The following is a 24,766-nucleotide window of genomic DNA, read 5'->3' on the forward strand; positions in this document are numbered from 1 at the left end:
ATTTGCATCAATTTGTGCCATTTTGAACTGAGTTTAGACTTCGGTTAACCGTTCAAAAAAGAGCTTATAAGTAATTGATAATTAACGCATTGTGGTTAGTAAATTAGTGCTGCCACCCCGAATCGGAATCGATGGATATGGAATTCAACACTTCGTCTATCGAGACCTGTTCGGTTGTGGAGCTTATACATTCACCGTCTGCAAGTACATGCTGTACAGAAAAGGTATATGTCTGTCCTTGGGCCAGATTGGAAAAGGTAGGGTTGGTCTGCCAAGTAGTTCCCCCATTATTGGAGAATTGATAGGTGCCAGACTCAAATTCCTGTCCTCCCGATGCGGAAAGGGTAACTTCCCCGGTCTCCCCTGTACATTGGGGCTGGATAATATTGTCCACCGATATCTCTACCTGTGAGGGCCTGTTTATGGTAAACTGAGGGGTTATCTTTCCACTTTTAACAGTAACATTTAAACCGTCGTACATTACTTCTTGGTATACTATGAAATAAGTAGCTGAATTGCCCCCATTTTCGTTGCCCCCATCCAGTCCTTCTAGTTTTCCTTTGTAATTACCCCCTCCCACTGGATTCAGTTCCACAAAAGGATCGGCTATGGTTTGTTTGGTTGTTCCTGGAAAAGTCGGATTTTTCTTTTTTAGTTCTTCATCGGTTGGGTCGATAGGATAATCCCCTTCATAGACGATATAACGCATTTGGTACCCATTGGCCGTATCCACATTATCATCAAAAGTAAGGGTGACCGAACCATCGTTGCTATCGAAACAGGTTGTGTTGGTGGTTTGGGGGGTTCCTACAAGTCCAGGGGAACAACCGACAAAACTGATGGTAGTAGAATTTGAGAATATTCCTGGCTCATAATTAACGGCAATTTCAATTATTTCATTTGTATTATACCCATTAAAATCGGCTAGTGTTACATCGATAGAAGTGTTACCATTAAATTTAGTAATGGTATTCCAATTGCTTTCACCAGGCCTCCTATATACCCAGTTGTAAAATGAATTGTCGAGATCATCAGATGTTGTTAAATCAATAGTGTCCAAATAACATATTGGTGATACACCTGCATTTAAGGTGTTTAAAGGTCTGGATTCTATACTTATATCAGCAATTAAACACTCGTCGTACTCAAAATCATAGGTTGTAATGTTGGAATTGCTCACAGATATTGTGGTTTCATCATCTCGAGAGATACAATAAAGCTCCTCCTCGGGATACTGAGAATCTTCAATATAAACCCCAGTAATAAGGACACTTAGGGGCTTACTGGGTACTAATACCTCCCATATCGCCGATCTTAACTGAAGGTTCAATGCACCCCCGTATACCTCAGTAGATACATTTAACGGGTATTCCAAACCATTTGCACATTTTACTTTTATGTCCATTCGTGATTCCGGAGGCATACAACCACTTCTACATCCACGATATCCAGTTGCCTTGTCAATATCTGAGGCTGAAACCCTGAAATGATAAGATTGGCTATAACCATAATTACTAAAAATAAAAAAGAGAACGAAAATGAATATTACTCGCATAACCTAATATTTTACATTGATTTTCTTAATTAAAGATGTTCTTCCTCCATTTAACACCATTTGCAACCCATAGGTGTATTCAGAGTTGATTTCCAGATCAACATCATTATACCCCTTGGTAGTACCTACCAATGTCTTGTACAATCGTAAATTATCTGGACTTGTTCCACGATATAGTCGGTATTCCAAAACCTCTTGGTCCTTTATTTTCCAAGAAAGATTGATAAAACGCAATTCCCTGTTTACCGTTCCAGAGAATTTTATATCATCCTCGCTAATGGTTTTGCCATGCCACACCACGGTTAGTGGACTCGAAGGATTACTCTCCAATCCGACAGAATCCCTGGCTATCACGGTGTAGCTATACTGATTTCGTTCCAATTCCTCGGTATCCAAAAAAGTACTGTCATTTTTAGCGCTGGTTTCATATATTTTTTCCCATAACGCTGCCTGATCATCCATGGCTTTTCTAAAAATCATATGTGAGGCTACATCTTGACTACTACTGGGTATCCAATTGATCCGGATACCTTCTTGCGAAACTTCGTATTTCGTGAGAACAGGAGGCGATGGAGGAAGTACATCCGGTTTGTCCACTATGAGCATTTGGGAAAATCCCGACCTGTTGTACCTTTGATCCTCTGCCTGTAATTTATAATATACTTTGGTGTTCAGATTGCGTACAGGAAGGGTGTCATTATACATTTCAGCATTGAAACTTTCGTTGGTCACTTCACTGAATTCCACATTTGGATTGTTCGACCTAAAAATGCGATACCCCTTTAAATCCTCTTCCATATTTTTATCCCATGAGAGTTTAACGATTCCGGTAGTATCCATCACACCGGTTAAACCTTTGGGTGCTAAAGGAGGAATGGAATCAACGGGTTGTACCAAGGATGAAAAGGATTCACTCTCTGTACCATTTTTACCCATGGCCACAATGGTAAAATAATTGGAACGCTTTAGTCCTTCAAAGGAGGTTTTCCTTGTCGTAATTGGAATATCCTTTTTTACGGTCTCATAAGGACCTTTGTTCGTATTGGCACGGCGAAGTTCAAAACCAGAGATCAATTCGTTTCCTTTATCGTCAAATTCCCAATAAAGTATGACTTTGTTGTCCGTAGGTATTTCTTTTCTGTAGATTCTTGGTACAAATCCCAGGTTTTTTCTTGCTTGACCTTCAATGGGGTCAGAATAAGGTCCGATTTCCCCAAAAGCCGTTTTTCCTTTTAACCGATAATAGAATTTTTTATTGTTGGGTATGGAATCGTTATAGAAAAGAGAGACCTGCTGGGTGTCTTCTTGTTGTTGGGCACTAAAAATAGGGGCGCCATTCAATGGCATATAAGACATGTTGTCGTCGGAACGCTCCAATATATAATTGGTGTAATAGCTTTGAAGTAAATTGAAATTCCAACTTAGGGTAACACGACTGTCATCGAAGACCCCGACCAATCCAATTGGTTTTGGTAAAGGTTCATACATGTCTGGGCTGGCATAAATCGTACCTTCTTCAATGTTGCTAAGATTATCGGGTGGTATAGGCACGTAGACCTTATACATGTATTTCTCCCCTATTTCCACGCTGGTATCCACAAAGGCCCAGCCTGCCAACATAGCGGCCTCAAAATTTTGTTCTGCTGCTACCAATGCAAAGGTGAAACGTTGTTCCAATTCATCATTTATGGCATAAACCGCTCCCATTTGGCTCCCGGGAACCTCTGTTTCAAAGCTATCGCCAAATAAAGCTTGCGCAATTACGGCGGCATTCTGGTCTTGGGTCGCCAAGGCTTCCCATTCATTTAATGGTTTCGGTTTTAATGGGTCTGTCACCATGAGTTGGCGTTCAATCGGGATTACGGCCTCCCCGTTACGGGAGATGGTAGACCGTTCTATAAGAAAACCGATTTCATTGGCCTTTTTCCACGCCAGTGGCTGGTCTACTGCCCAACGGAGCATCACCTTATCCGGTAATGAACGGGCAATGACCTGCACCGATGCCGTTTCTTGGGCTCCAACCAAGCTTGTTATAAAAAAAAGTAAAATTCCAATTTGTTTCATTATTTTATTCTTTACCCTTACCGTTCCCCTCTTGAGAGGGGTTAGGGGTGTGTTTTTCATATTCAGTAATATAATTTTCAATTGAATTCAGAACATTATAGGTGTCCTTTAAAACCTGATAATCTGAATACCTAAGAACATGAACGCCCAAACCATTCAATTCTTTTTCTTTTTTAATATCCCTATTATATACCTCGAGTAAACTATGTGAATATCCATCTACTTCGATTGCAAGTATTAATTCGTGACAAAAAAAATCAACTATATAGTTACCAAGAGGTTTTTGTCGATGAAAATCGTAACCATACATTTGTTTTCTTTTAATTTTCTGCCATAAAATCACTTCTGCCTTAGTCGAATTATTTCTCAATTCGCGTGCAAACTCTTTTAATTTGTGGTTATATGGAATAATTTTTCTTTTCTTCATGCTTTCTTTTACACACCCCTAACCCCTCTCAAGAGGGGAACTATATTATTTACACTAATTATCTTTTTCTTTAAACAAATACATTATCAACTTTCAATCAATCATTTTTATATTTTATCTGATATCCTTTTTGATACAGATTCCCAGGGGTCCTGTAAATAAGTTGGGCCTTAAAGCTTCCTAAAGGCAATGGAGGGAAGCTTGTCAGTAAATATTTGAATGTATTGAATTGCTCCGTATTGCCATCAGAATATGAATATCGATTGATAATTCTATTGCGTAAATGAACCATATCCGATTTGTACTGGTAGGGTAAATTATATACAAATGGAATCCTGTTCTTTACCCAGGAGGATCCTGGATTGTTCTCTAAATTGGCCAGATATTCCTGGCCTACATAAAAGGAACGGATCGGTGGCACTCCAAGAATGGATTCATCGCGATCAACGTATATATTACCGTCTAATGGATAGTTCTCATAAAGTAAAGGATATATTTTCTTTTTGTAATAATCATCATCCAAAATGGCTTGGGCATATACCAAGGGTTGTAAAGCTGTATACTTTCCTCCAGAAACCTCTAGTTTCTCAAAATATTCATAATCCGCAACTTTAATAGATAATGAATGTACATCAGCATAGATGTAATTGGTGAGATTATTGATAACTGTTAGGTCCCTTACCTTATCCTTAAAGGAGGCATGTTTACTGGTTTTAAAGTCATATTCCAGAATAGATTTCGGGGCGCCGTTCGATACCGTGACATTAGCGGCTTTTTTATTGGATACCACGGCACTACTTGAGGTAGTTATGGTTTCTTTGTCCTGTGAATTGGTAGCTACATCAAACCAGTTGGTGTCACCACTCTCTTGATCAGCGAACAATTCCGTTTCCTCAACTATGATTTCAGTTTGAATATCCGCTCCGGGAGGAAAAGCCATTAAATTAAGTTTGTATGGGGTTCCCAATGTCATCTCGGGCACGTCATAAAAAACGGTAGCTTTTGATTGGTCGTAGGACAATTTGGTACGTATACCTTGGCCCGTAGCAGTGGAGGAAAATTCAGCCCTCATTTCATACCCACTATTGAAAAGGTAATTTTGTGGGGTAATCATTTTTACGTAACCTTTATCATATTCTTCAGGGTAAAAGTTTTGCTGTTCCATAACCGGGTACATATAGGCAATATTCTCCAACGGTATATGGTCTGGCGCCAAGTCAGTCGTAAAGGTGGCTTCCTGTTTTTCTATGACAGGATTGCCATTTTCGGTCATTGTTTGATAGGTACCCCCTATTTTTTCATCAAAACTGACTTCGACCACGACTTTCACTTCTTTTTCTGAGGGTAAGGTTTCGGCAGGTTTAAAGGTTACCGCATCATTGGTGTCGTTCCATTCCAGTTCCCCCTCCAATTGTTGCCCTTCTGAGGTAACGGTAAAGTTCTTCAATTGTAGTTTGAACGTTCTTCGCCCGTCTTCGAGATCTACCGTAAAATCGTGATTGGCCGCATAATTGAAAACAGCTTGTGGGGCCGCAAATACGGAAACATCATCACTTTTATCCCTAGGGGTTACGTCCGATATCATAGGTACACCAACGGCATTGTTAATACCTACCAGTTCACATTCCTCTCCTACTTCCACTTTTAGGCGCATACGGCCCTTGACGAGGCCCCCAAGTATTTTGTAGTACATGCCGACATACCCTTGAAAATATGCGGGATTCGGAAATTGTCCACGGAGCATTGCGGCTACACCAGCTTCGGCAATTTTAAATTTACCTTTTATAAATGTCAGATTCACTTTTACCCCGAATTCCCCATAGAGATAGGCATATACCTGCCCCATGGAATACCACCCGTTATTACCGATAGGCCCTGGGCGACCCACACATTTGGCATCGGGATAATAGGCGTGCATTACATCAAAACCGGCACCCAGTTCAACGAATGCGTAGAATATTAGGTAGTCAAAATTATAACCATAGGCGAAGTTCATTCCAAAGGCAAACCCTTTTCCGGAGGTCAATTGGTTTTCTTGGCGGTTGCCATTGAGCATGTCATCACCCAATATTTTTACAACCATTGGGTGGGGGTCCAATTGCATGGGTAGGTCGGTGCCTGTCATAAAATATCCACCAACCCTGAGTTGCACCCCGACTTGGAAAAGGAGTTCAATTCGTTTTTGAGGCGTACCAATGTAAACATGCCAATCATTGGGTGAGGTGTAGATACTGGCATAACCCGCTAGATTGTTGTCGCCCCCTCCCTTAACCCCTTCTAGGTCTAAATAAATCTCAAATTCCCCTTTAAAGGAATCGTTTTCAAAGTCTTTCTCGATACCTACGAATGCTCCGATTTTTCCTGATGCAGCAACGTCATGAAGGGGAATGGCTTCTTTTGCCATAGGTAGGTAATCGGCATATTTGGAATATTTTTCGGCCTTGTCCTTATTTTTTTCATAAAAATCATTGACCTTTTCCAGTGTTTTGTTCAACGCACCGAAATCCGATGTTGTGCTACTGCCCGTGGTATTGTCGCCCATAAAGGCTCCTTCACCTATAAATCCGATTCTATTGAGTCCGCCATGGGTATTGTATACCATTTCCAGATAGGCCTTTCCGTTGAAGGTATCAGAATTCTTCGTGCTGATCTTAACACCGGCACGTAGTCCCAGCCCTACCGTATTGTCTGGAGTGTAAACTGCACTTGAAGGTGTAAAACCATCACTATTGCCTCTGGTCTTCCGCATTTTGTACGATACTCCACCTACGAAGGAATTGATCAAAAATTTACTTTCTTCGCCTTTCTTGGTGTCCGACCAGATATCTACGAACCAGTACCTAAAATCCGTTTTGCCGAACATGGCCTTACCGTTTGCACTGAATTTTAGTTTTTCAAAAGATGCAGTTAATTCACCCGCAAAGCCGTCACCATAGGTGGGGTCGTCTTCCATGACTTCCAAAGCACCCTTGATGTTCAGGTTGCCTTTGGTATAATCGATATCAATACCATTTACTTTTACCCGCTCAAATTTCCACTCCTGTATTTTGGCTCCATCTTCCAGTTTCCCTAGTATGGCCATACTTGTGGTCGCATATGAGCCATCCCCATCCAGATTGATTTTCAGATCGAAATCAAGACCTACTTGATTATTGGTGTCCACTAATTGTAAATCACCGATAGATGCAGGAAAGCCCATGAGGTTCATTTCACCTTCATAGCCAAATGACTTGGCTTGTATGGGTTTTTTGCCGGGTTCGGTCTGCAGTTCCAACTCTTGGAAACTGATGCCGTTAAATGCGAATCCTTTTTTGTCATCTTCGGTGTCTGGGGGAGTGGTATCCCCTTCTTTTTGGTTGATCTTACCTGCGATGGCCAGTTTTCCCGTTAGGTTGGCGTATGGGTACACGTTCCCCTCAATTACATTAATGGCTACACTGGAGTTCCGTTCCAATTGCATTTCACCTAGAAATACGGGGGTTTTGTAATTGCTGTTGAGTCCCACCTCCAACCCATAGTTGTCAGGAGCAATATACCCTTCGTAATCCATGGGTTTCTCAAAAATGGGTACGGCGATATCCCCTCCTATAGAACCACCAATGAGGGAATTTCGGGATAGGGAAATACTTATATCATCAATGGTAAAGGCCCATTTACCCGCAGCACCGTCACCGGTTTGCAATATGTTTTCGCCGAAAAAAGTTCCGGATACGCCTTGACTGTCCAATATCAAATCTTGAGCCCCGAATTCCACACGACCGTTTGACTTTTTGGTATCCTCAATACCTTTTGGTAACATCACACTGACTTCCTTGGCATAAAAGCCTCGCCATAGTTCACGCTGCCCTCTAATGAGCACCTCACTGTAGTCTTTAGGGAATTTCATGCTACTGGCATTACGACTATCACTCAGGTCCAAAACAGCGCGCTTCACATTAAACCCCCATCCTTTTAAGCCCCTAATTTCAAATTTTGGCAGGGAAACCTCTACGAAAAGATCATTCCAGCCATTCGCCTTTATGCTAAATTCGGCCCCGACATAACATTTGTTGTTGACCACATCGGAATCTTTCAGATATTTGTTATCGGGGCTATCGCCACACACATAATTGCCGCCGCTGGTTATTGGTAGCAACACATTTCGGGAAATCCGTAAATCCCCTTCGAGACTTATCCCTTTTAGGTCCGAGCAACTGAATTCAATATAGGATTGGTCAGTGAAAGTGCCATTTTCAAGGTCAATGCCCCCTTTTAGGGTCAATAGCCAGTTGTCTCCTTGAATGGGTACGGCCTGGTCTCCTAATAATACCAGTTTCATATCGCCAGAAAGTCCACCTTCGTGGGAGAGTTTCACATTTTCGGCCCCAAAAAAGAGTTCCCGTTCTACGCCACGGTCTTCTTCATTTTCAAACTCACCTTTTTCCGGAATGATCATACGTCCCCAAACTTTCAACAAGGCATACCCTGGGGTGAATTTTACTTCAGCAACGGCTAATTCTACCGTATTTCCGGATGTTGAGTCCTTTTTTTTGAGCCCTACGGGGAGTTCCAATAGTTCTTTACCGGTTAGAACATCGACAAAATTCCCTAGTTCTTTAACCGCATCCAAGGCACCTTTTGCATTTTTTATAAATTTTTCAGCAGCAGGGTTCTTCTCAAAATTTGCGGCAATGAATTCCGGGGTAAATTCGGGTTCCCGGTCTGCAAAGGAAATATTGAAGTTTTGGCCTTCTGCCAGTTTTTGATCGAGCATAGGAAATGATCGAAGGGTCTTTGCTGTTTCTTCCTTCAAACCAGAAGTATTGTTGTCCCCTTGAGGACGGTGCAGTGCTAACTGCTCGCGAGCTGTGGCGTTGGAGCGGGGTGTTTTTCCAAAGGGTTTCAATTGGGTATTTCCATAATGCATAGTTGCCATTTGTTGTAAATGGGCCAGATGGTTTTTATCGGCTACCAAGGTTTTGGTAGTGTCCTTTTCAGTGGCGGGTATCGTGTCTTTGGACTCTAATAGGTGTTTGATATCCCCCGTCTTGCAGGCACCCCCTTCACTTCGGCTGCGCTCAGTGCAGGCAAAGGGGGAATTGTTAGCATTGGCACTAAGAAGGCCACAACAAAGGAATAGGATGATATATAGGTGGTTGATTTTCATGTTTTATATTTTGAAAAAGGATCTTTAACTTCTTTGTACCATTTGTTCGGGTCCTTTATGATGAGATATAGCATACCTCCTATCATAAATACTCCCAACGCGGTAAATACTAGTCCGAGAAATAAATGATTATGGTGAGATAGGATGGTTTTTCGGTCGATCGTTAAGCCGGTCAACTTCTTTTCGGTTTCGTTGAAACGGTATTTTAGTATAGGCTTCTCCTTTTTTATTCTATCCAGGGCCTGTTTTATGTTCTCGGTATTTTGTGTCCTATTTCTAGGGTCGGGCCCGCCATAATAATTTAACAAATGGTACCACGAGTCATAGTTAAGGGTGTCGCTAACCGTTCGTTCATTGGTCGTTATCGCAAGTATAAACCGCGATAGCGAATGTGGCCTTTCTATTTCAGTCGTTTTTAAGGAATATCCATGGCCTTTAAAATAACTTTCATCGTAATCGAAGTAAAGGCTCAAATGCATTATACCGGCCAATAGTGGTATTAGTCCCATGATCAGATATATAGGAACACGACCTGCCCAATAGTTGGGGAATAGTGTTTTGTTTTCCTTTTTTTCTTTCATTTTGTTAGGTTATATCTTCATCATCCTCTGGGATCAAAGGGTCGGGCAAGGGTTTGTCGATGTTATAATACACTCTGCTGGGCACACTGACTTCCCCATTCTTATAGAAGGTTCCTTTTATGGCATCACCGTTCAATAGTATTTCCCCTTTAAAGATCAATTCAATATCTTCTCCGTAATAGAAATTCCATCTCATTTCTATTTTGTTGTTATCCAATAAGGAATATTTTCCAATCGAAACCGGGTCGTTGCCTTTTTCAATAGATTTAATAAGATTTTTTTTTCTTATTTCTGATAAATCGTTTTGAATCGTTCCATACATAGTACCATTGTTATCTTTCCTATCTATTGAGGACCACCTAACAACCATATTGTCATTATATATATATATAAATCCCCATGTGAATTCGGTATAAATAGATCCTTGAACATCATTTTCTTGTACTGTTGGGGTTGACGTCATTTGACGAAATTCTTTACCTATTATCTTCATATTAGTATTTCCATTTTGACCAATCCATTTCACTTAAATCTACCTCATCTAGATTCAAATTTGAGCCGTCCTTAAATTTTACAATCTTTACTCCTCTATCGCGTAAATATTTGATTTCTTTGGCAAATCCACTGGGTTCAAAAAGTAAGTTTGAGTTTCTTTGATAATTATTTTTTGAACTGTCCCAAGCCTTAAACAAATCTTGATGAATTGGGTTTGTTGTGAATATAATCTCTGTTTTATCTTTATTTACTATTAAAAAATCAAGATATTCTGCATTGAAGTCATCAAAGAAATTTTCGGTGTTAGGGGTACTTGCCATAACATCGGGCATATTAAGCATTGAAATACTACCTGGTTCAAAATCTGCAGCATTTTTATCGGCGAACCGATAATTCTTATACATCGTTAGGCGATCTAAAACATCTCCTGTTCCCAATTCATTGGCTGCACCAGCAGTTCTTGAGGGATTATAACTTCCTAAATAGGCGTTTAGCTTATCGACATACCGAACTAGAATTCCTTTGGGGCCAAAATCAAAACTCGTTGTGTTTTTTTCTAAACCATGAATGAGTTTTAAATCTTGGATAAGCGTTTCATAATCCGATGGGTCTTTTAAGGGGTTTATTAGTTCATCGTTTTTTGTAGGCAGAATTCCCCAGCCTAAAAATTTACCTTGTTCAATATCGTAGAAAAGTAGTCGGCCATCGTTTTTATCAGGTACCAATTTTACATAAAAATTTCCGTCTGCACTAACATATTGTGTATGTGAAATAGAGGAATTCGACCCTAAGTTCCAAAAGGTTCCGGCTCTATTTTGTTTTGTAATTGGATTTGAGTCATCCCCAATTTTATAGGTGAAAGATTTGAATTCGCCAGAAATACTTTCAATATCAAGTAAATTGTCCTTTTTAACGAGAATCTTACCTGCTTTGGATTTAAACACTTTCTTACCAATAATACCTTGTAGTCTTGTTTCGGCCTTTGTGGTTTCTTCGGCCAATTCGTCAGATTTGCCAAGTTTTATTATGTCCTCTTCAATATTTTTGAAACCACTGGCTGTTTTTTCTGCTAATTTTTTATCCTTGGAAAGTAGTTTAGTGGCATCCTCGGTTCCTATCTTTTTTACTAGGGCCTTATAAGTTGCCAGTGCTTTTATGTGCTCGTTGGGGTCGGGGAGTTTTTTTGCGGTATCAATGGTCATTACAGTCGAACCAATGGTCCAACTAGTTTGTAATAAGTTGGCTAATTCATTTGCCTCTTCCTTTGTGGTGCCAAACCTTGCCTGAATAAAGCCTGATGCGTCTTCTCTGAAGCCGGGACTCGAAAAATAGGGGTCTGTAAAAGTGACAAACAAATCGGCGTAAGCGGGTAAAGTTGCCCATGTCAAAGCCCCCTTCGCTGCCAGAATTTCTGCACCGGAAAAATATATGGATGCGGCCGTTAACGTATTGGTTACAATATTCTGGGTGATAGCATTTTTCTTTTTACCATCTAGGAATAACAGAAATGCAGCAGGGACAAGAGCTTCTTGTCCACAAACTACTGCTTCTTTTGAATTACAGTCACCTTCGGTCCCGACAAACGAGATATCTTTAAAAATCTGAATTGATACAAGATCAAAAGGCTTTAGTGTTGTATCTATGGCATATTCCATACATACTGTACTTGTACTATTTCCATAGTAACCGGTAGAGTATATCTTTTCATTGATACAACACTGCTTTAGGCTTAGGTCTCCATTGTTAACTTCGTTAACAATTAATTTACTATTATCTCGAACCATATTAAAGAGCCAAAGAAATTGCTCATTTTGTACATCCCAAAAGAAACGACCATTTGAAAAGGCTTCGATTGTTGATATGTCGTAAGCATTTTCTTTGCCAATATGATTCCTTTCTAGTGTCAAATCTGTCAAATGAAGGATAAATTGGGTGAAATTGTCTCCTTCTAGAACATCGTCTATTCCTTCGAAAAGGGCTTTATAGAGTGGTTTCCCATCAATGTTATAAGTTGCATCGGTCAATCCATTTATAAAGGCCTCACTGTTTTCAGGAGTAATGGAACGAATTATTTTTAATGCTAATGCTTCAATATTGTAATTTGAACTAGTCCAGTAGCCAAGCATGGGGCCAGTAGCCATCAATCTTAGCATTACCAAGCGCTCAGGAACTGTCAACAGAGCAAGCTGTTCTTCAGAAAGGTTATATGCTATTTGCATTATTGCCTTTCTGTCTGTGGCAGTATTTATATAAGCCTTGGCAGCAAAATAATAATCAACATAATTATCATAGGAATCCCTAAATTTTTCGAAAGCCGCTTTGCTTCTGTCCCAATTGCCTTCGAAATATTCTGTTTGCTGCCATCCGAAAAGTTGTTCTATTCCTTTTTGTTCAATTTCTTTAATAAATAATGTGTCACTTGGAGAATTGCAAATAAGATGGGCTATATCTATTATAACTTCTTGCGTGGCCACATCAGAAATATCTTTGTATTTATCAATGAAAATCTGACCTCCTTCACAAGAATTACATGCTCCATTAGACGTTATTATTTCATCATTTATTGGATTTAAATTGGCTGTTAAATCTATATTATTTAAAGGATTCTTATCCCCTCCACTGTTCCAAGTGTCTTTAGCATTGTTAGGATATGTTTTGGAATATAAATTGATGCCGCAAGGAGAATTATTTAGTTTACCAAAATAAACTAGAGTTTGTTTTGGTAAATTTTTTGAGACGTAATCTTTATAAACTCGGTCTTCCCATTTTGCCGTAGATTGATTACTGAAGTTTTTCAAATAACCAGCAAAGTTTTCTTCGGAAGTTCCAGCTTTTCGAACAGCACCGATATACCTTTCTTCTTTATTATTTTCATTAATAGTAAATCCAAAAAGAGCACCTTTACTGGTAAAGGTAACGTCCTTCACGTCATTTGGAAGGGTTATTATTTTTCCTGTAGCAGAAACAAATGATATACCTAGTTTATCATTATTTTTAATGTGCTGTGAAAACAGTCCTGGCACTACATTATAGCCTACTATATATTCATAGCTAGAATGTTCCCCATCTTCCTCATCTTGGAAAATATAGAATTTAAGATCGGGATTATGAATCTGGGCCCAATGCATATGGGGTAAATTTATACCTCCATTATAATCCATTAGCCAGTCGGTACTTCTCTCAGGCATGTCATATTGAGCGAATGGATGTTGTAAGGCAAAAATACCGTGCCCAATTTCGTGCGCAAGTACCTTGCCCTTGTCGCCACCTTTACCTTCTTCATCCCCAGTACCACTGAACACAAAGCCCATTTGCCGTTGCAAGGGCATAAAGCCTGCAATGGAGCGGGAAGGGGTTATGTCTCCAAATACCAGAATATAATAGGTGTCGTTTTTATACCCTGGCAGTTTTTTTACCGCATTAACCAGTTGTTTTTGTTCATCGTTATAGGCAGCCGCCCATGCGCTTTCACCTACGTCCAATCCGTTGGTTCCTAAATTGTCTTTATCAAAACTTAACGCTAGTGTTTCTTGAAAATCAATTTTGGCCACACCCTGTTTAAAGATGTTGGTAACTGTTTCTTCTATGTTCCCCAGGGAGGCATTATTTACCGATACCAAGGCTACTTTAACAGCTCTTTCGGTCAAATGCCAAAGGGTAAAAGCACCTGCCGTATGTTGTTTTGTACTGTCTTCTTTATCGGGGACAACGGCATAAATGGTTTCGCTCTCAAAAGTGTATGTGCCTCTAATCGATAAAGTAGCGGTATTACCAGAAAATGTTGCCGGGATCTTTTCCCCTTGCTTGGTTTTAAAGACTACGCTATCGGCTATATAGGCATTGTTCTTGATTATGATGGTTGCCGTGATTTTGGCATCTTCTCCTTTTTTTACGGCATGGTGGGGTAATACATAATCATTGCCATCGGCATCTTTGATAATCTCATATTCTTTTTTGAGTTTATCGTTGGCGTTAGAAGGCATTTTATCAAAACCAAAGGTGCCCGGTGTATTAAAAGTGACCAAAATACCTTCGGCGGTTAGACTTTCCAACTCACCGTTGTTCGCAACACCTTCTACATTACCTGTATTTACCGCACCTCCTGCGTCAATGGTGCCGCCTTCGGTAATGTTTCCTTCGGCATCTATATGGTATACCTGTCCATCTTTATCCACTACAACTTTATCGTCACCTAAGGGTTCTGAAATTGAAGCGCCATTTTCAGGATTCGTAATCGTTACAATGCCATCTTCTACAGTTATATAGTCATTTACCTTATCTTTTGGAATAGAGAAATTGACACGCATTTCGTCAAGGTCATTATCACCCTCGAAGAATTCCCCCACAGCCTCCACGGCATTCCCTACGGTTTCAACCGCTTCATCAATATTTAGAATATTCTTTAAACTTGGGTCATAGGTGGTAATCACCGTACCCTCTGCCAGTTTTTGATCCGTATTGATCAATACATTGGTGAACTTTACGCCTACGCGAATACTGTTCAGGTAGGGAATGGTCACATACCCTGTGCCGGTAAAGCGCCCATTGCTGCCACTAACTTCCAAAACGTTAATGGGAAAATCCCCTGCCGTGAATTTCTCACCAGAACTTAGGTTGGCCAAAGGTTCTTTATTGGTCAATGTAAAATCCGGGTTAATGCCACATTCATAAACACTGGCCTCATTATCGGCAATAAAGGTTGTAAACTCCTTGGTGAGGCTCCAATCGCTCCCGGTAACGGTACATTTCTTTTGTATCTGATATTCATAGGTGGTACCTGCCTTTAAATCCCAAAGGGTAACCTGGTTGGTCGTGGTCTTGGAAATAAACCATTCATTGTCATTGCCTTTCTTGCGATAACGAACCGTGTATTCGGGAATATCGGTGGTAAGATCGTCCCAGAAAATATTGGCATTGGTACTGCCTTTTACCTCGTGGTTAAGGCTTAAGGGTAAATCGCAACTGCCGGCATAGCTGAAAGAGAAAATCTCGCTATACCCCTCGTTTTTAAAGAGCCCTATTTCTTCAATGCCTTGTTTGGCCCTTGCCTGTACCCGCCAAGCATAATTCTTACCGGACAATAATAAGGGGTCTGCCGGGCCATACACATAAGTGGTTGCCGTTGTCGTGGTTTGAAATACCGGGGGGGAACTTAAAAAAGCGGCCTGCGGGTCTATTTGGGTGTCCCAGATTTCCACAAGGCTCAATTCATATTCCACATTGGTGACATTGATACTTCGTGGGGTCCATTGAAAGACAATGTTTTGGGGATTGATCTCTTCAATATTGGTCTTATTGCGTGGCATTACCAAAAAGGGCGGCTCGTTTTGGAATACGACCGTGGTGGCGCAACTTTTGTTCGAAAGCCGGTTCCCCGATAATACATCATAGACCTCAAAACAGAATTGATAGGCTCCTTCGGGAATGGTTTGTCCATACACGTTGGGGGAAATTCCCGTTATGTTCTGGAATTGGAAGTATGGGGCCAACTCCACATTGGTCAATATGAGGGGTACCCCACCTTCTAAAAACAAGGGGTCGGCACCTACGACGATATCATTGCTTTGGAATGTAATATTATTGCCTTGGAAATAGGCCTTTAGGCGTACCTCGCGATTAGCGATCTCCAGGTCATTAAGGATGATCTGCACCCGTAACGGACTACTGACGGTACTGGCATCTGCATAATCGGAAAAATGAATGGGAGCAGGGGGTATGGCCTGTGGAATGACCTGTACGGGGAAGTTCTGTGCATTTACCGGGGTAATAAAAAGGATAAGTAGTAGGCTGAGGACGGTTAATAATTTTGCAGTGTGCAGTGTGCAGTGTGCGGTTTGCAGTTTGCAGTAAGCAGTAAGCAGTAGGCAGTGTGCAGTGTGCAGTTGGTTGATTATATGTTTTACTACCTTATTGATCATTTATTGTTGAATTTTTTTGGGTTACCGATCATGTATCCTAGTAATTTACCTACCTCAACTGTTTTGCTACATAAATCACTTTTTGTATCCATATTGATATAATTGCAAGAAAAAGCAAAATCTAACCATACTTGGGTTTCGGTATTTTCCATATCGGCATCGGTCAACTTGGCGACAAAGTGTTTTTCGTATATTCTTTTTCTGTAACCTTCAGCAATATTCGCACAAACGGCACGTGAACTTCTTCGAACTTGATCTGTTAAAGCATAGCGCTCCTCTTTTGGGAAGTTCTTGGATACCTCAAAAACCTCCATTGCTAATTCAAATGCTACCTGATATGCCTTTAATCGTTTATACATTTTAATTTTCTTAACTACCTACTACCTACTACCTACTACCTACTACCTACTGCCTACTGTCTACTGTCTACTGTCTACTGTCTACTGCCTACTGCCTACTGCCCACTGCCCACTGCTTTAATTCTTATTGATATATTTCAATTGAAAATTATCAGGGTTCACGATTCCCAAGGATTTTTGATAATAGAAATCTATGATCCTTGTTTCCAGATAGTATTCCAACGCATCCAAATCCCCATTCGTCTCAAACTTTTCGAAAGCTTCCGCATTGGTTTGTTCCACAAACTGTTTTAAATACCCACTTGGGTTTTCAATATCTTCAAGGGTATTGAAATTTCTGAACCGTTGTTCCATCCAACGATGTCCCACCAACTTCTGTAATCGTTCTTCCTGTTCTGCAACGAGCTCTTTATAGGTGGTCCATTCTTCCTCCCTAACGTCTTTTTTATCAGGATTCGTTTTTAAAGGGTGTTTGTCCACCTTTACTTTCGTTTCTACAAAGCTGTTTTCGAGCACCATATCTATTTTGCGCATATCGTACTTCACTCTTTTTATCACACTGAAAAGGGCATTGTTGTAGGTGTCCAAAAAGTCATCATAGGCGTAGAGTTCCTTTAAAAACGCCAATGCGTTTTCCTTATAGTCCGCTTCTTTTTTCTGCTCTTTGGTGATGGCTAAAAGTAGGGCAAGGTTATCTTTTTTGAATGGGGGAATGGCAGCGAACTGTGAGCTTTGGAACACATTGGTCAATTGCTCGTTCAGTTCTGGAATGGTTCCGCTATATGATATATTGCGATACCGGAAACTCAAGGTGCCCATGCGATTCCTAGGATCACGTTCGTTGGGGGTTCGATTGCCGTTTCTAAGGTTCAGTTTAAAATTGTCAAAAGCATAACTGTATCCGAAGGTAATCGTGAGGTCCCTACCGGTATTCAATGTGGAATTTCTAAATAACGCCAAAAAGTTTAGACTGAAATTGTGTTTTTGTAACCAAAGGTAATTACCCCCCAATCTAAAATTATAAACGTTATTCTGTTGCTCCCCATTGGCGTAGGAAGTGTTGTATGAGCTGGATAAATTGGTGCGCAACTGTTTGTCGAAAAACTGTTTGCCAATGGCCAAGGTTGGACCCAGGGTTAAATTGTTGTCCTCGGCAACTGTATTGTAGGAAGCATTTGCTGCCAGGGATATACTCAAGGCCTGTTCGGGATAGCCTAAGGTATAGGCCGCAACCCCATTATAAAACGAGTTTTTTCCACCTTCTATGGTTTCACCCTCCTGCTGGTTGTTACTGTTTTGGTAAACGAGGTTGAGGTTGGTGCTGTGTTGTTTGGTTTCCGTCTTTTTAAGGATATAGTTGATGCCTAAATTGGCATTTTGGGATATTTGGCGATAATTCAGGGTATCCACATTATCAAATTCACCTACTTGGTTAATGTAATCAAATTGATCCCGGATATTGGTGTAGGATTGGAAGTTGGAATAGGAACCATTAAGTCCCAATCGTTCCGAAGCCGTATAATTAAGGTTTACGGAACTTACGATACGCTGTTGGTCCGAAGTTTTGGCATTATTGAGGTTGTCTTGTTGAAGTCCGGCATTTACACTGATATTCAGCGCATTGTTAAACAGGGTCTGATTCGCGTTTACCGTTATGTTCTCCAGGTCGTTGTTAAAGTAATAGGCGCCCAAGGTCTTGTAGTCGGGATCGATGCGTTCGTAGCCTACACCGAGGGTACCGTTTCCGGCAGGGTAATCAAAAGAAACATTCAGGGCATTGTAATACTCGGTGCTGATATTCTCATCCAACAGGAATGAAAGCAATCCGTTATCTGTTCTCGCTTCGGTAAGCCTGGTGTCTTCGGTTACTCCTGAAATAGCATATTCTACCCTCAATTGGGCTTTTTCGAATAGCTTGAACTGGGATTCGAAAGAAAGTACGGCATTGTCCTTGGGCGAAAGCCCTAACTCTATAGGGAAGGGGTTTTCCAATGATTCTTCTTCGTCGGAAGCTTTAAAGAGAATAACACCGAATTTGGCAAAATCAAAATCGTAACTGGCCTTAACGCCATACCCCATTCGTTTATAAGAGGTTATGGCACGCGGCTCTTCCTCATTGTATTCCGTTGCCCTTAAAAACCGACCGTACATGCCACTTATGCTGAATTTGCCCTCGGGGGCCAATTCAAATCCGGCACCGGTAAATTGGTGTCCGCTTAGGGTATAGGGAGAAAAAGTCATGCTTACATCGCCCAAATGCGCTGTTGCCCATTTGTAGGATGGATGTAAGCTCAACCTATTGAATTTAAAGGGACTCGGAAAATCGAAGTTTTGATTGGAATAGGTGAACGATAAAGGAATGTTGTAAACCCCGGCAATATTGAAATTCAGGTTTCCCGTAAGGTAATAGGTAAGGTCTTGTCTGTTTGCCGTGCCATCATAAAAAACGGCATTGGCTGCAACACCACCATTATACCTTAACCATTTTTCTTTACCCAATTGGTCAAAGTTTATACTCTGGGAGAAACCTAGTGCACCACACATAAGGAATAGTAGTAGAAATTTGTTCAAAAGAATTCACTTGAAAATGTTAAAATACGTTAAAATTAACATTTGATTAAAATATTTTCGATGAATTGCACTTATTTTTTTAACATATATATTGGTTAAGGGGGTAAATTAAATAGCATTTATGGTGTAGTTAAAGTCTTATTAATGTATATGGTAAGTGGTTAATTACCCGATACTTGGGGGGTTTTCATTTTTGTGTGATTATTTTTGGGAAGAATAATTGTGACATTCGAAGTGAGTTAAAATGATTTGGAATTGTTGGGTAAAAGTCAAAGCGTCCCAAGCCTAATCATTTTTCATTCCTGCCATCTTAGGTATGTGTATTTATAAGTTCGAATCCGACCGAAGTATGGGTCAGTAAAGAACGTTGGTTTTTTGCAGCTTTTTCGTTACTTACGGTAAAGTCATGGGGTGTCGGTGCAGCCCATACTTTCCGCTACCTTGCCTACGGATGAGGAGCGTTTACGTTTTGCCCTCATAATTACAATACACAGAAAGAAATAAAAATGGTTTTATAATTTTTGAAAAAGTACCTTTAACCCTATGGAGGAAAAGTTTTTTATACTGGCTTCTTTTGAATTCGTTGCTGACGTGCAGATTCTTAAGGGAAAGTTGGAGTCTGAAGGTATTCCTGTTTTTTTGAAGGATGAAAATACTTTGAATTCGGACCCTTTGATCAGTCATGCCATAGGCGGGGTTAAATTGCAGGTATATGCCAAGGATAAGGAAAGGGCCCTGGAAATTTATAATGAGATACGCGCCTATGCGATTGATGATAATGGTAATCCTATTGTTTGTCCCAATTGCAAGGCCCAAAAATCAGAGGCTTATTTTGAACGCAAGACTATTTTTTATAAACTATTTCCTTTTTTTGAGGAAAAAAAATACAAATGCTTAAATTGTGGTATCATTACTAAACCAGATAAGCATGTATAGGATCTTTGTCACAGGAATTTCAACGGAAGTGGGTAAAACAATGGTTTCGGCCATTATAGCTGAGGCATTGGAAGCCGATTATTGGAAACCGGTACATGCAGGGGATTTGGAAAATACCGATAGTCATAAGGTGGCCCGATTGATTTCCAATAGTACATCGAAGATACATCCTTCTGATTATGAGCTCAATACCCCCATGAGTCCACATGCTTCGGCAGAAATCGATGGCATCACTATTGATGTCAACGGAATTTATGAACCAGGGACCGAAAACCATTTGGTGATTGAAGGGACTGGCGGGTTGTTAGTGCCGATGAACGACAACGATACGGTGCTAGATATGATATTGCCCAATTACAAGGTCATCGTGGTCTCCCGACATTATTTGGGAAGCATTAACCATACCCTATTGACTGTGAATTGGCTACTTCTTAAAGGATATGATGTGTCATTGATTTTTAGTGGTGATGAGAATCCTACAACGGAAAGCATCATACTTAAAAAGACAGGGGTACAATCGTTGGGTAGGATCAGCGAGGAAAAGACGTTTGATCAAGCGGTTATTAAAAAATATGCCGACCAATTACGCCCGGCATTGCTATCGCTCTAAGCGCTGCAAAATTTCTGCTTTTTCCACCGTAGCAACTACTTTATAATGTTTTACTAAATAGGCGTCAATATAACTATTTTCGGCTTCTTCCTTTTTATCGAAGACACGTCGATTTTTTCTCGTAACTATGGTTTTGGGCTGAAGGGTTTCCATAATGTACCGTAATTCATCCATCGAAAGGGCCCTTGGATTATCATGGAACGCAAATAATTCATCACGACAAATATTACTGGGGTGGGTGGCCGCTTTAGTCGGTGGTTTGGCATCCAGGACCCAATATCCTATATGATATCCCAGAAACAATATATTTTTGGTGTCTAGATGGTTTTCTTGGATGTATTTGGGAACCGAAAAGCCCTCTCCATTGTAAAAAGTATCCCGCTCGTACTTATTTTGTGCAATATTGAAATACTCCAGATAGGTTTCCATCGGAATCAATAAGAGTATAAATAGGAAATAAGGCTTCCATTTGAACTTTTTGAAATATTGCAAATTGCTTAGCGCAATGATCACCAATAACAATAACATGGGATGCAATTGTATCAGATAGTGGCCGTTGATTCTACCCCCTTTATAAAAAGCGAACAATACACCTAAAATTGCCACAAGTAAGAATTGTATGGGTGCCAATTTAAAATTGAGTAGTTTCTTTTTCCATGTATAAAAGAAAAAGCCGGCCAAGATTACAAAAGTGGGTGCTAGTTTAAGAACGGAGTATCTACGTGCATCAATATATGCCATTGGGGCCTTAAATACCGATGACACCCATAAATCTTTAATTCCTTGTAAATAATAAGGTAGTAATGTCAATGCAATGATCAGCAGTATGCCCATATAATATAAAGAGGAGTGGCCTATTCCTTTGACCCAATTCCGGTTTCTGTAATGGTAATAAAAGACAAAGATTCCGAGGAACAATATGGCATAGGCAATATTCATTTTAGACATCACTGCAATGCCCATAAGTAATCCCGAAAGAAATGTAGTACCCCATTTTTTATACTTTATCAAAAGGTATAATCCAGGCATAAAAAAGGCCATACAAATATGTTCTGACATTACGCCCTGTAGACTGCCAAACATAGAAAGCAATGCTACCGTTGCAATGGCAGCCCAAAGACCTATTTTTTTGGAATGGGCCTCCTGACCTATTTTATAGGTAAAAAAAGCAGCGCTGGTAACCAGTAGCACCCCAAGTAAGCGAATGGCGATAAAACTTTTGCCGAAAACATAAATAACGGCTGCGAAAACAAGGAAAGTGATCGGAGGTTTTAAATCCCAAAGTTCGGTATAGGGCAAATGCCCCTCTACCCAGGATTGCCCCATAAGTATAAAGGTGCTTTCATCGCGATCAATATAATCCCTAAAGAAAAATGGGAGGCGAATAAAGAGCGAGATACAGAAGACAATTAGAAAAACCGTTCTATCCTTTAGGTTGGTACCGTTCTTTACAATCGAATTTATAAGGGTGTTGGACATGTATTTTCTTGGGATTGATTTCCCTCTTTGCAAGATAAATATAATACCAAATGATTTTCAAAAGGACTGAATAAATTTGAATTATTTTTTTGTTCCGATGAAATTGAAAATCTTAGTGCTGCCTATGTTACTGTGCTATATGCATTCTTCGCTTCGAGGGAGGCTATAAGACATTAGGCGCTATAGAGCAATCCGGTAGATATTGTTATTGTGTATGCACCGGGAGCCGTTCGTGGGGATTGTTTGGAAAAAAAGACAATTGATATAATATTCTAGAACAAATTACCGTTGCTTACTACAGATAAGTGGAAAGTGGGCCGTACTTTTGGTGCTTCGGGAATGTTGGGTTTGGAATTTACCTTGCTCATGTTACGACATAATGGATTTATTGATATTCCATTTGGTATGCAAGATAAAAAACCGGGGAAAATTAGACCAGTAATGGTGAATGCCGTTGGTTTTGGAGGAAATGCAATATCGGTTTTACTTTCCGTTTAATGAATAGGATTATTCTTATTAAATTGAGTATCTTTCTTATACCAACCTAAAATCAAGATTATGGAACAATGGTTTGCCGCATTGACTTCGTTTGAAAAAATCTATTGGATTGTCGCTATAGCATCATCGATTGTTTTATTGATCCTACTGGCTATGACCTTTATAGGGGGCGATGTTGATGATTTGGGAGGAGATGTCGATACCGATATAGAATCGGATACAGGTATTGATTTCCAGTTTTTATCCTTTAAGAATTTAATGGGATTTTTTACCATTTTCGGATGGGTAGGTGTCTCATGTTTGGAAAGTGGGTATTCCAAGGCAACGACCATTTTGATTTCCGTTGTATGCGGTTTGTTGATGATGTTGGCCATGGCTTCGCTGTTCTACTATTTGAGCAAATTGCAAAGTAGTGGAACCTTAAAACTTAAAAATGCCCTTGACCAAATCGGGGAGGTATATTTGACCATAGGGGCCAATAGGTCTACCATAGGTAAGGTAAGTATAAGTGTGCAAGGGACGTTACGTGAACTTGAGGCGCTTACCGAGGAAGATAAAGACTTGCACCAAGGAGATGTGGTAAAGGTTACGGAGGTCACCGAAAACGGAATACTGATTGTTCAACTCTTAAATAAATAACCAAAATGTTCTTATTACCATTACAACTGGGCGCTGGCGCCTCATTGCTGGCCATTGGTTTTGCAATTCTTTTCTTTTTCATCATCATTATTTCTTTTATACGTAGGTATAAGCGCTGTCCATCGGATCGTATTCTTGTAGTCTATGGTAAAGTTGGTGGTGGGAATTCTGCAAAATGTATCCATGGTGGTGCTGCATTCATCTGGCCTGTGGTCCAAGATTACCAATTTTTGGATTTGACCCCTATTTCAATAGAAGTTAATTTGGTCAATGCCTTAAGTAAGCAGAATATCCGTGTGAATGTGCCTTCGCGATTCACCATTGGGGTTTCTACTGAACCGGGTATTATGCAAAATGCGGCAGAACGACTTTTGGGTCTTGGTCAAAATGAAATACAGGACTTAGCCCAGGAAATCATTTTCGGCCAGTTACGTTTGGTAGTCGCTTCTATGGATATTGAGGAAATCAACTCGGATAGGGATAAATTCTTGACCAATATCTCCCAGAGTGTAGAATCCGAATTGAAGAAAGTAGGTCTAAAGCTGATCAACGTGAATATTACCGATATTGTTGATGAGTCTGGTTATATAGAGGCTTTGGGTAAGGAAGCTGCGGCCCATGCCATTAACGCGGCAAGAAAATCAGTAGCAGAGAAAACCAGGGATGGTTCTATTGGTGAGGCCAATGCCGTACAGGATGAACGGACACAAGTTGCTGCGGCAAACGCCAAAGCGGTAGAAGGGGAAAACATTGCCAAGATCAATGTAGCGAATTCCGACTCCCTAAGAAGACAACGTGAGGCCGAGGCCGAACGTACCGCAATCGCTGCGGAAAAAGTCCAGGCAGCGAAAGCATTGGAAGAATCGTATGCTGCTGAAAAGGATGCGGAGATTGCCAGGGCGGAAAGGGAGCGTAGTTCCCAAATGGCGGATATTGTGGTCCCTGCGGAAATAGATAAGAAGAAAGTGGAGATCGATGCAGAAGCCGATGCGGAAAAAACCCGTAGAATAGCAAAAGGGGAGGCAGATGCCATACTTTTTAAGGCGCAGGCTGAGGCAAAAGGTATGTATGAAGTACTAACCAAACAAGCTGCTGGTTTAGAGCAGATTGTAAAAGCAGCAGGGGATAGTCCTAAAGATGCGGTACTGTTATTGGTGGCTGATAAACTTCCTGAGCTCGTTAGAACCCAAGCAGAGGCCATCAAGAACATAAAAATAGATAAAGTCACGGTATGGGATTCAGGGGCTAAGACAGCCGATGGAAAAGGTTCCACTGCCAATTTTATTTCTGGAATGTATAAATCTGTACCACCATTGCAGGAAATGTTCAATATGGCAGGAATGCAATTACCTGAATATCTAAAAGGAAAAGATATTGTTGATACGGCCATGGCAGAAGAGGATGAATCTAACAAAAAAGAAGGGTTAAAAGACGATTCGGAAGAATAGTTAAAGGATTGTCCTTTAAGTAGAAATAAACCTGGTTGCT

At 40.4% G+C, this 24,766-nt stretch carries 15 protein-coding genes; 5 read left to right on the plus strand and 10 right to left on the minus strand.

Annotated features, from left to right (window positions below):
- Positions 1-103: 103 nt before the first annotated feature.
- The 9 genes from HPE56_RS04150 to HPE56_RS04190 form a co-directional block, all read right to left on the minus strand.
- Positions 104-1,555 (minus strand): polysaccharide deacetylase family protein, encoded by a 1,452-nt coding sequence (locus HPE56_RS04150; protein WP_188242524.1) that lies wholly within the window; start codon positions 1,553-1,555, stop codon positions 104-106.
- A 3-nt stretch (positions 1,556-1,558) separates the two neighbouring features.
- Positions 1,559-3,619, minus strand: coding sequence for a fibronectin type III domain-containing protein (locus HPE56_RS04155; protein ID WP_188242525.1), 2,061 nt, complete (start codon positions 3,617-3,619; stop codon positions 1,559-1,561).
- Between the two features lie 4 nt (positions 3,620-3,623).
- Positions 3,624-4,046: an endonuclease domain-containing protein gene (locus tag HPE56_RS04160; protein ID WP_188242526.1), complete on the minus strand. Its 423-nt coding sequence runs from the start codon at positions 4,044-4,046 to the stop codon at positions 3,624-3,626.
- 97 nt (positions 4,047-4,143) lie between these two features.
- Entirely contained in the window at positions 4,144-9,192 is a 5,049-nt protein-coding gene (locus HPE56_RS04165) for a hypothetical protein (protein WP_188242527.1), read from the minus strand.
- A complete protein-coding gene (locus tag HPE56_RS04170; RefSeq protein WP_188242528.1) occupies positions 9,189-9,773 on the minus strand; it encodes a hypothetical protein in 585 nt (194 codons plus the stop codon). The genes HPE56_RS04165 and HPE56_RS04170 overlap by 4 nt, the downstream gene beginning before the upstream one ends.
- 4 nt (positions 9,774-9,777) lie before the next feature.
- Positions 9,778-10,266 (minus strand): hypothetical protein, encoded by a 489-nt coding sequence (locus HPE56_RS04175; RefSeq protein ID WP_188242529.1) that lies wholly within the window; start codon positions 10,264-10,266, stop codon positions 9,778-9,780.
- 1 nt (position 10,267) lies between these two features.
- The gene (locus HPE56_RS04180) at positions 10,268-16,186 is read right to left on the minus strand and encodes a fibronectin type III domain-containing protein (RefSeq protein WP_188242530.1); all 5,919 of its coding nucleotides are present in this window, start codon (positions 16,184-16,186) and stop codon (positions 10,268-10,270) included.
- A complete protein-coding gene (locus tag HPE56_RS04185) occupies positions 16,183-16,545 on the minus strand; it encodes a four helix bundle protein (RefSeq protein ID WP_188242531.1) in 363 nt (120 codons plus the stop codon). Before HPE56_RS04185 ends, HPE56_RS04180 begins: the two co-directional genes overlap by 4 nt.
- A gap of 117 nt (positions 16,546-16,662) precedes the next feature.
- Positions 16,663-19,116, minus strand: a complete 2,454-nt coding sequence (locus tag HPE56_RS04190; protein ID WP_188242532.1) for a TonB-dependent receptor — start codon at positions 19,114-19,116, stop codon at positions 16,663-16,665.
- Positions 19,117-19,659: 543 nt separating this feature from the next.
- Here HPE56_RS04190 and HPE56_RS04195 point away from each other — a divergent pair.
- Together HPE56_RS04195 and bioD are read left to right on the plus strand one after the other, a co-directional pair.
- Entirely contained in the window at positions 19,660-20,052 is a 393-nt protein-coding gene (locus tag HPE56_RS04195) for a putative signal transducing protein (protein ID WP_188242533.1), read from the plus strand.
- Positions 20,045-20,662, plus strand: a complete 618-nt coding sequence (gene bioD / locus HPE56_RS04200; protein ID WP_188242534.1) for a dethiobiotin synthase — start codon at positions 20,045-20,047, stop codon at positions 20,660-20,662. Before HPE56_RS04195 ends, bioD begins: the two co-directional genes overlap by 8 nt.
- Here bioD and HPE56_RS04205 read toward each other — a convergent pair.
- The gene (locus HPE56_RS04205) at positions 20,651-22,141 is read right to left on the minus strand and encodes an ArnT family glycosyltransferase (protein ID WP_188242535.1); all 1,491 of its coding nucleotides are present in this window, start codon (positions 22,139-22,141) and stop codon (positions 20,651-20,653) included. The two genes, bioD and HPE56_RS04205, sit on opposite strands and share 12 nt — an antisense overlap.
- A gap of 288 nt (positions 22,142-22,429) precedes the next feature.
- Here HPE56_RS04205 and HPE56_RS04210 point away from each other — a divergent pair, with 288 nt between their 5' ends.
- From HPE56_RS04210 to HPE56_RS04220, 3 genes are read left to right on the plus strand one after another with little or no spacing between them, the layout of a single operon-like run.
- Positions 22,430-22,639, plus strand: a complete 210-nt coding sequence (locus tag HPE56_RS04210; protein ID WP_188242536.1) for a hypothetical protein — start codon at positions 22,430-22,432, stop codon at positions 22,637-22,639.
- Positions 22,640-22,699: 60 nt separating this feature from the next.
- On the plus strand, positions 22,700-23,278 hold the full coding sequence (locus HPE56_RS04215) for a hypothetical protein (protein ID WP_188242537.1): 579 nt from the start codon (positions 22,700-22,702) through the stop codon (positions 23,276-23,278).
- Positions 23,279-23,283: 5 nt separating this feature from the next.
- Positions 23,284-24,726 carry a flotillin family protein gene (locus tag HPE56_RS04220; protein ID WP_188242538.1) on the plus strand — a complete coding sequence of 481 codons (1,443 nt, stop codon included), beginning with the start codon at positions 23,284-23,286 and terminating at the stop codon, positions 24,724-24,726.
- The last annotated feature ends 40 nt before the right edge of the window (positions 24,727-24,766 follow it).

The sequence above is a fragment of the Maribacter aquimaris genome (genome assembly GCF_014596745.1).
Classification (GTDB): Bacteria; Bacteroidota; Bacteroidia; order Flavobacteriales; family Flavobacteriaceae; genus Maribacter_A; species Maribacter_A aquimaris.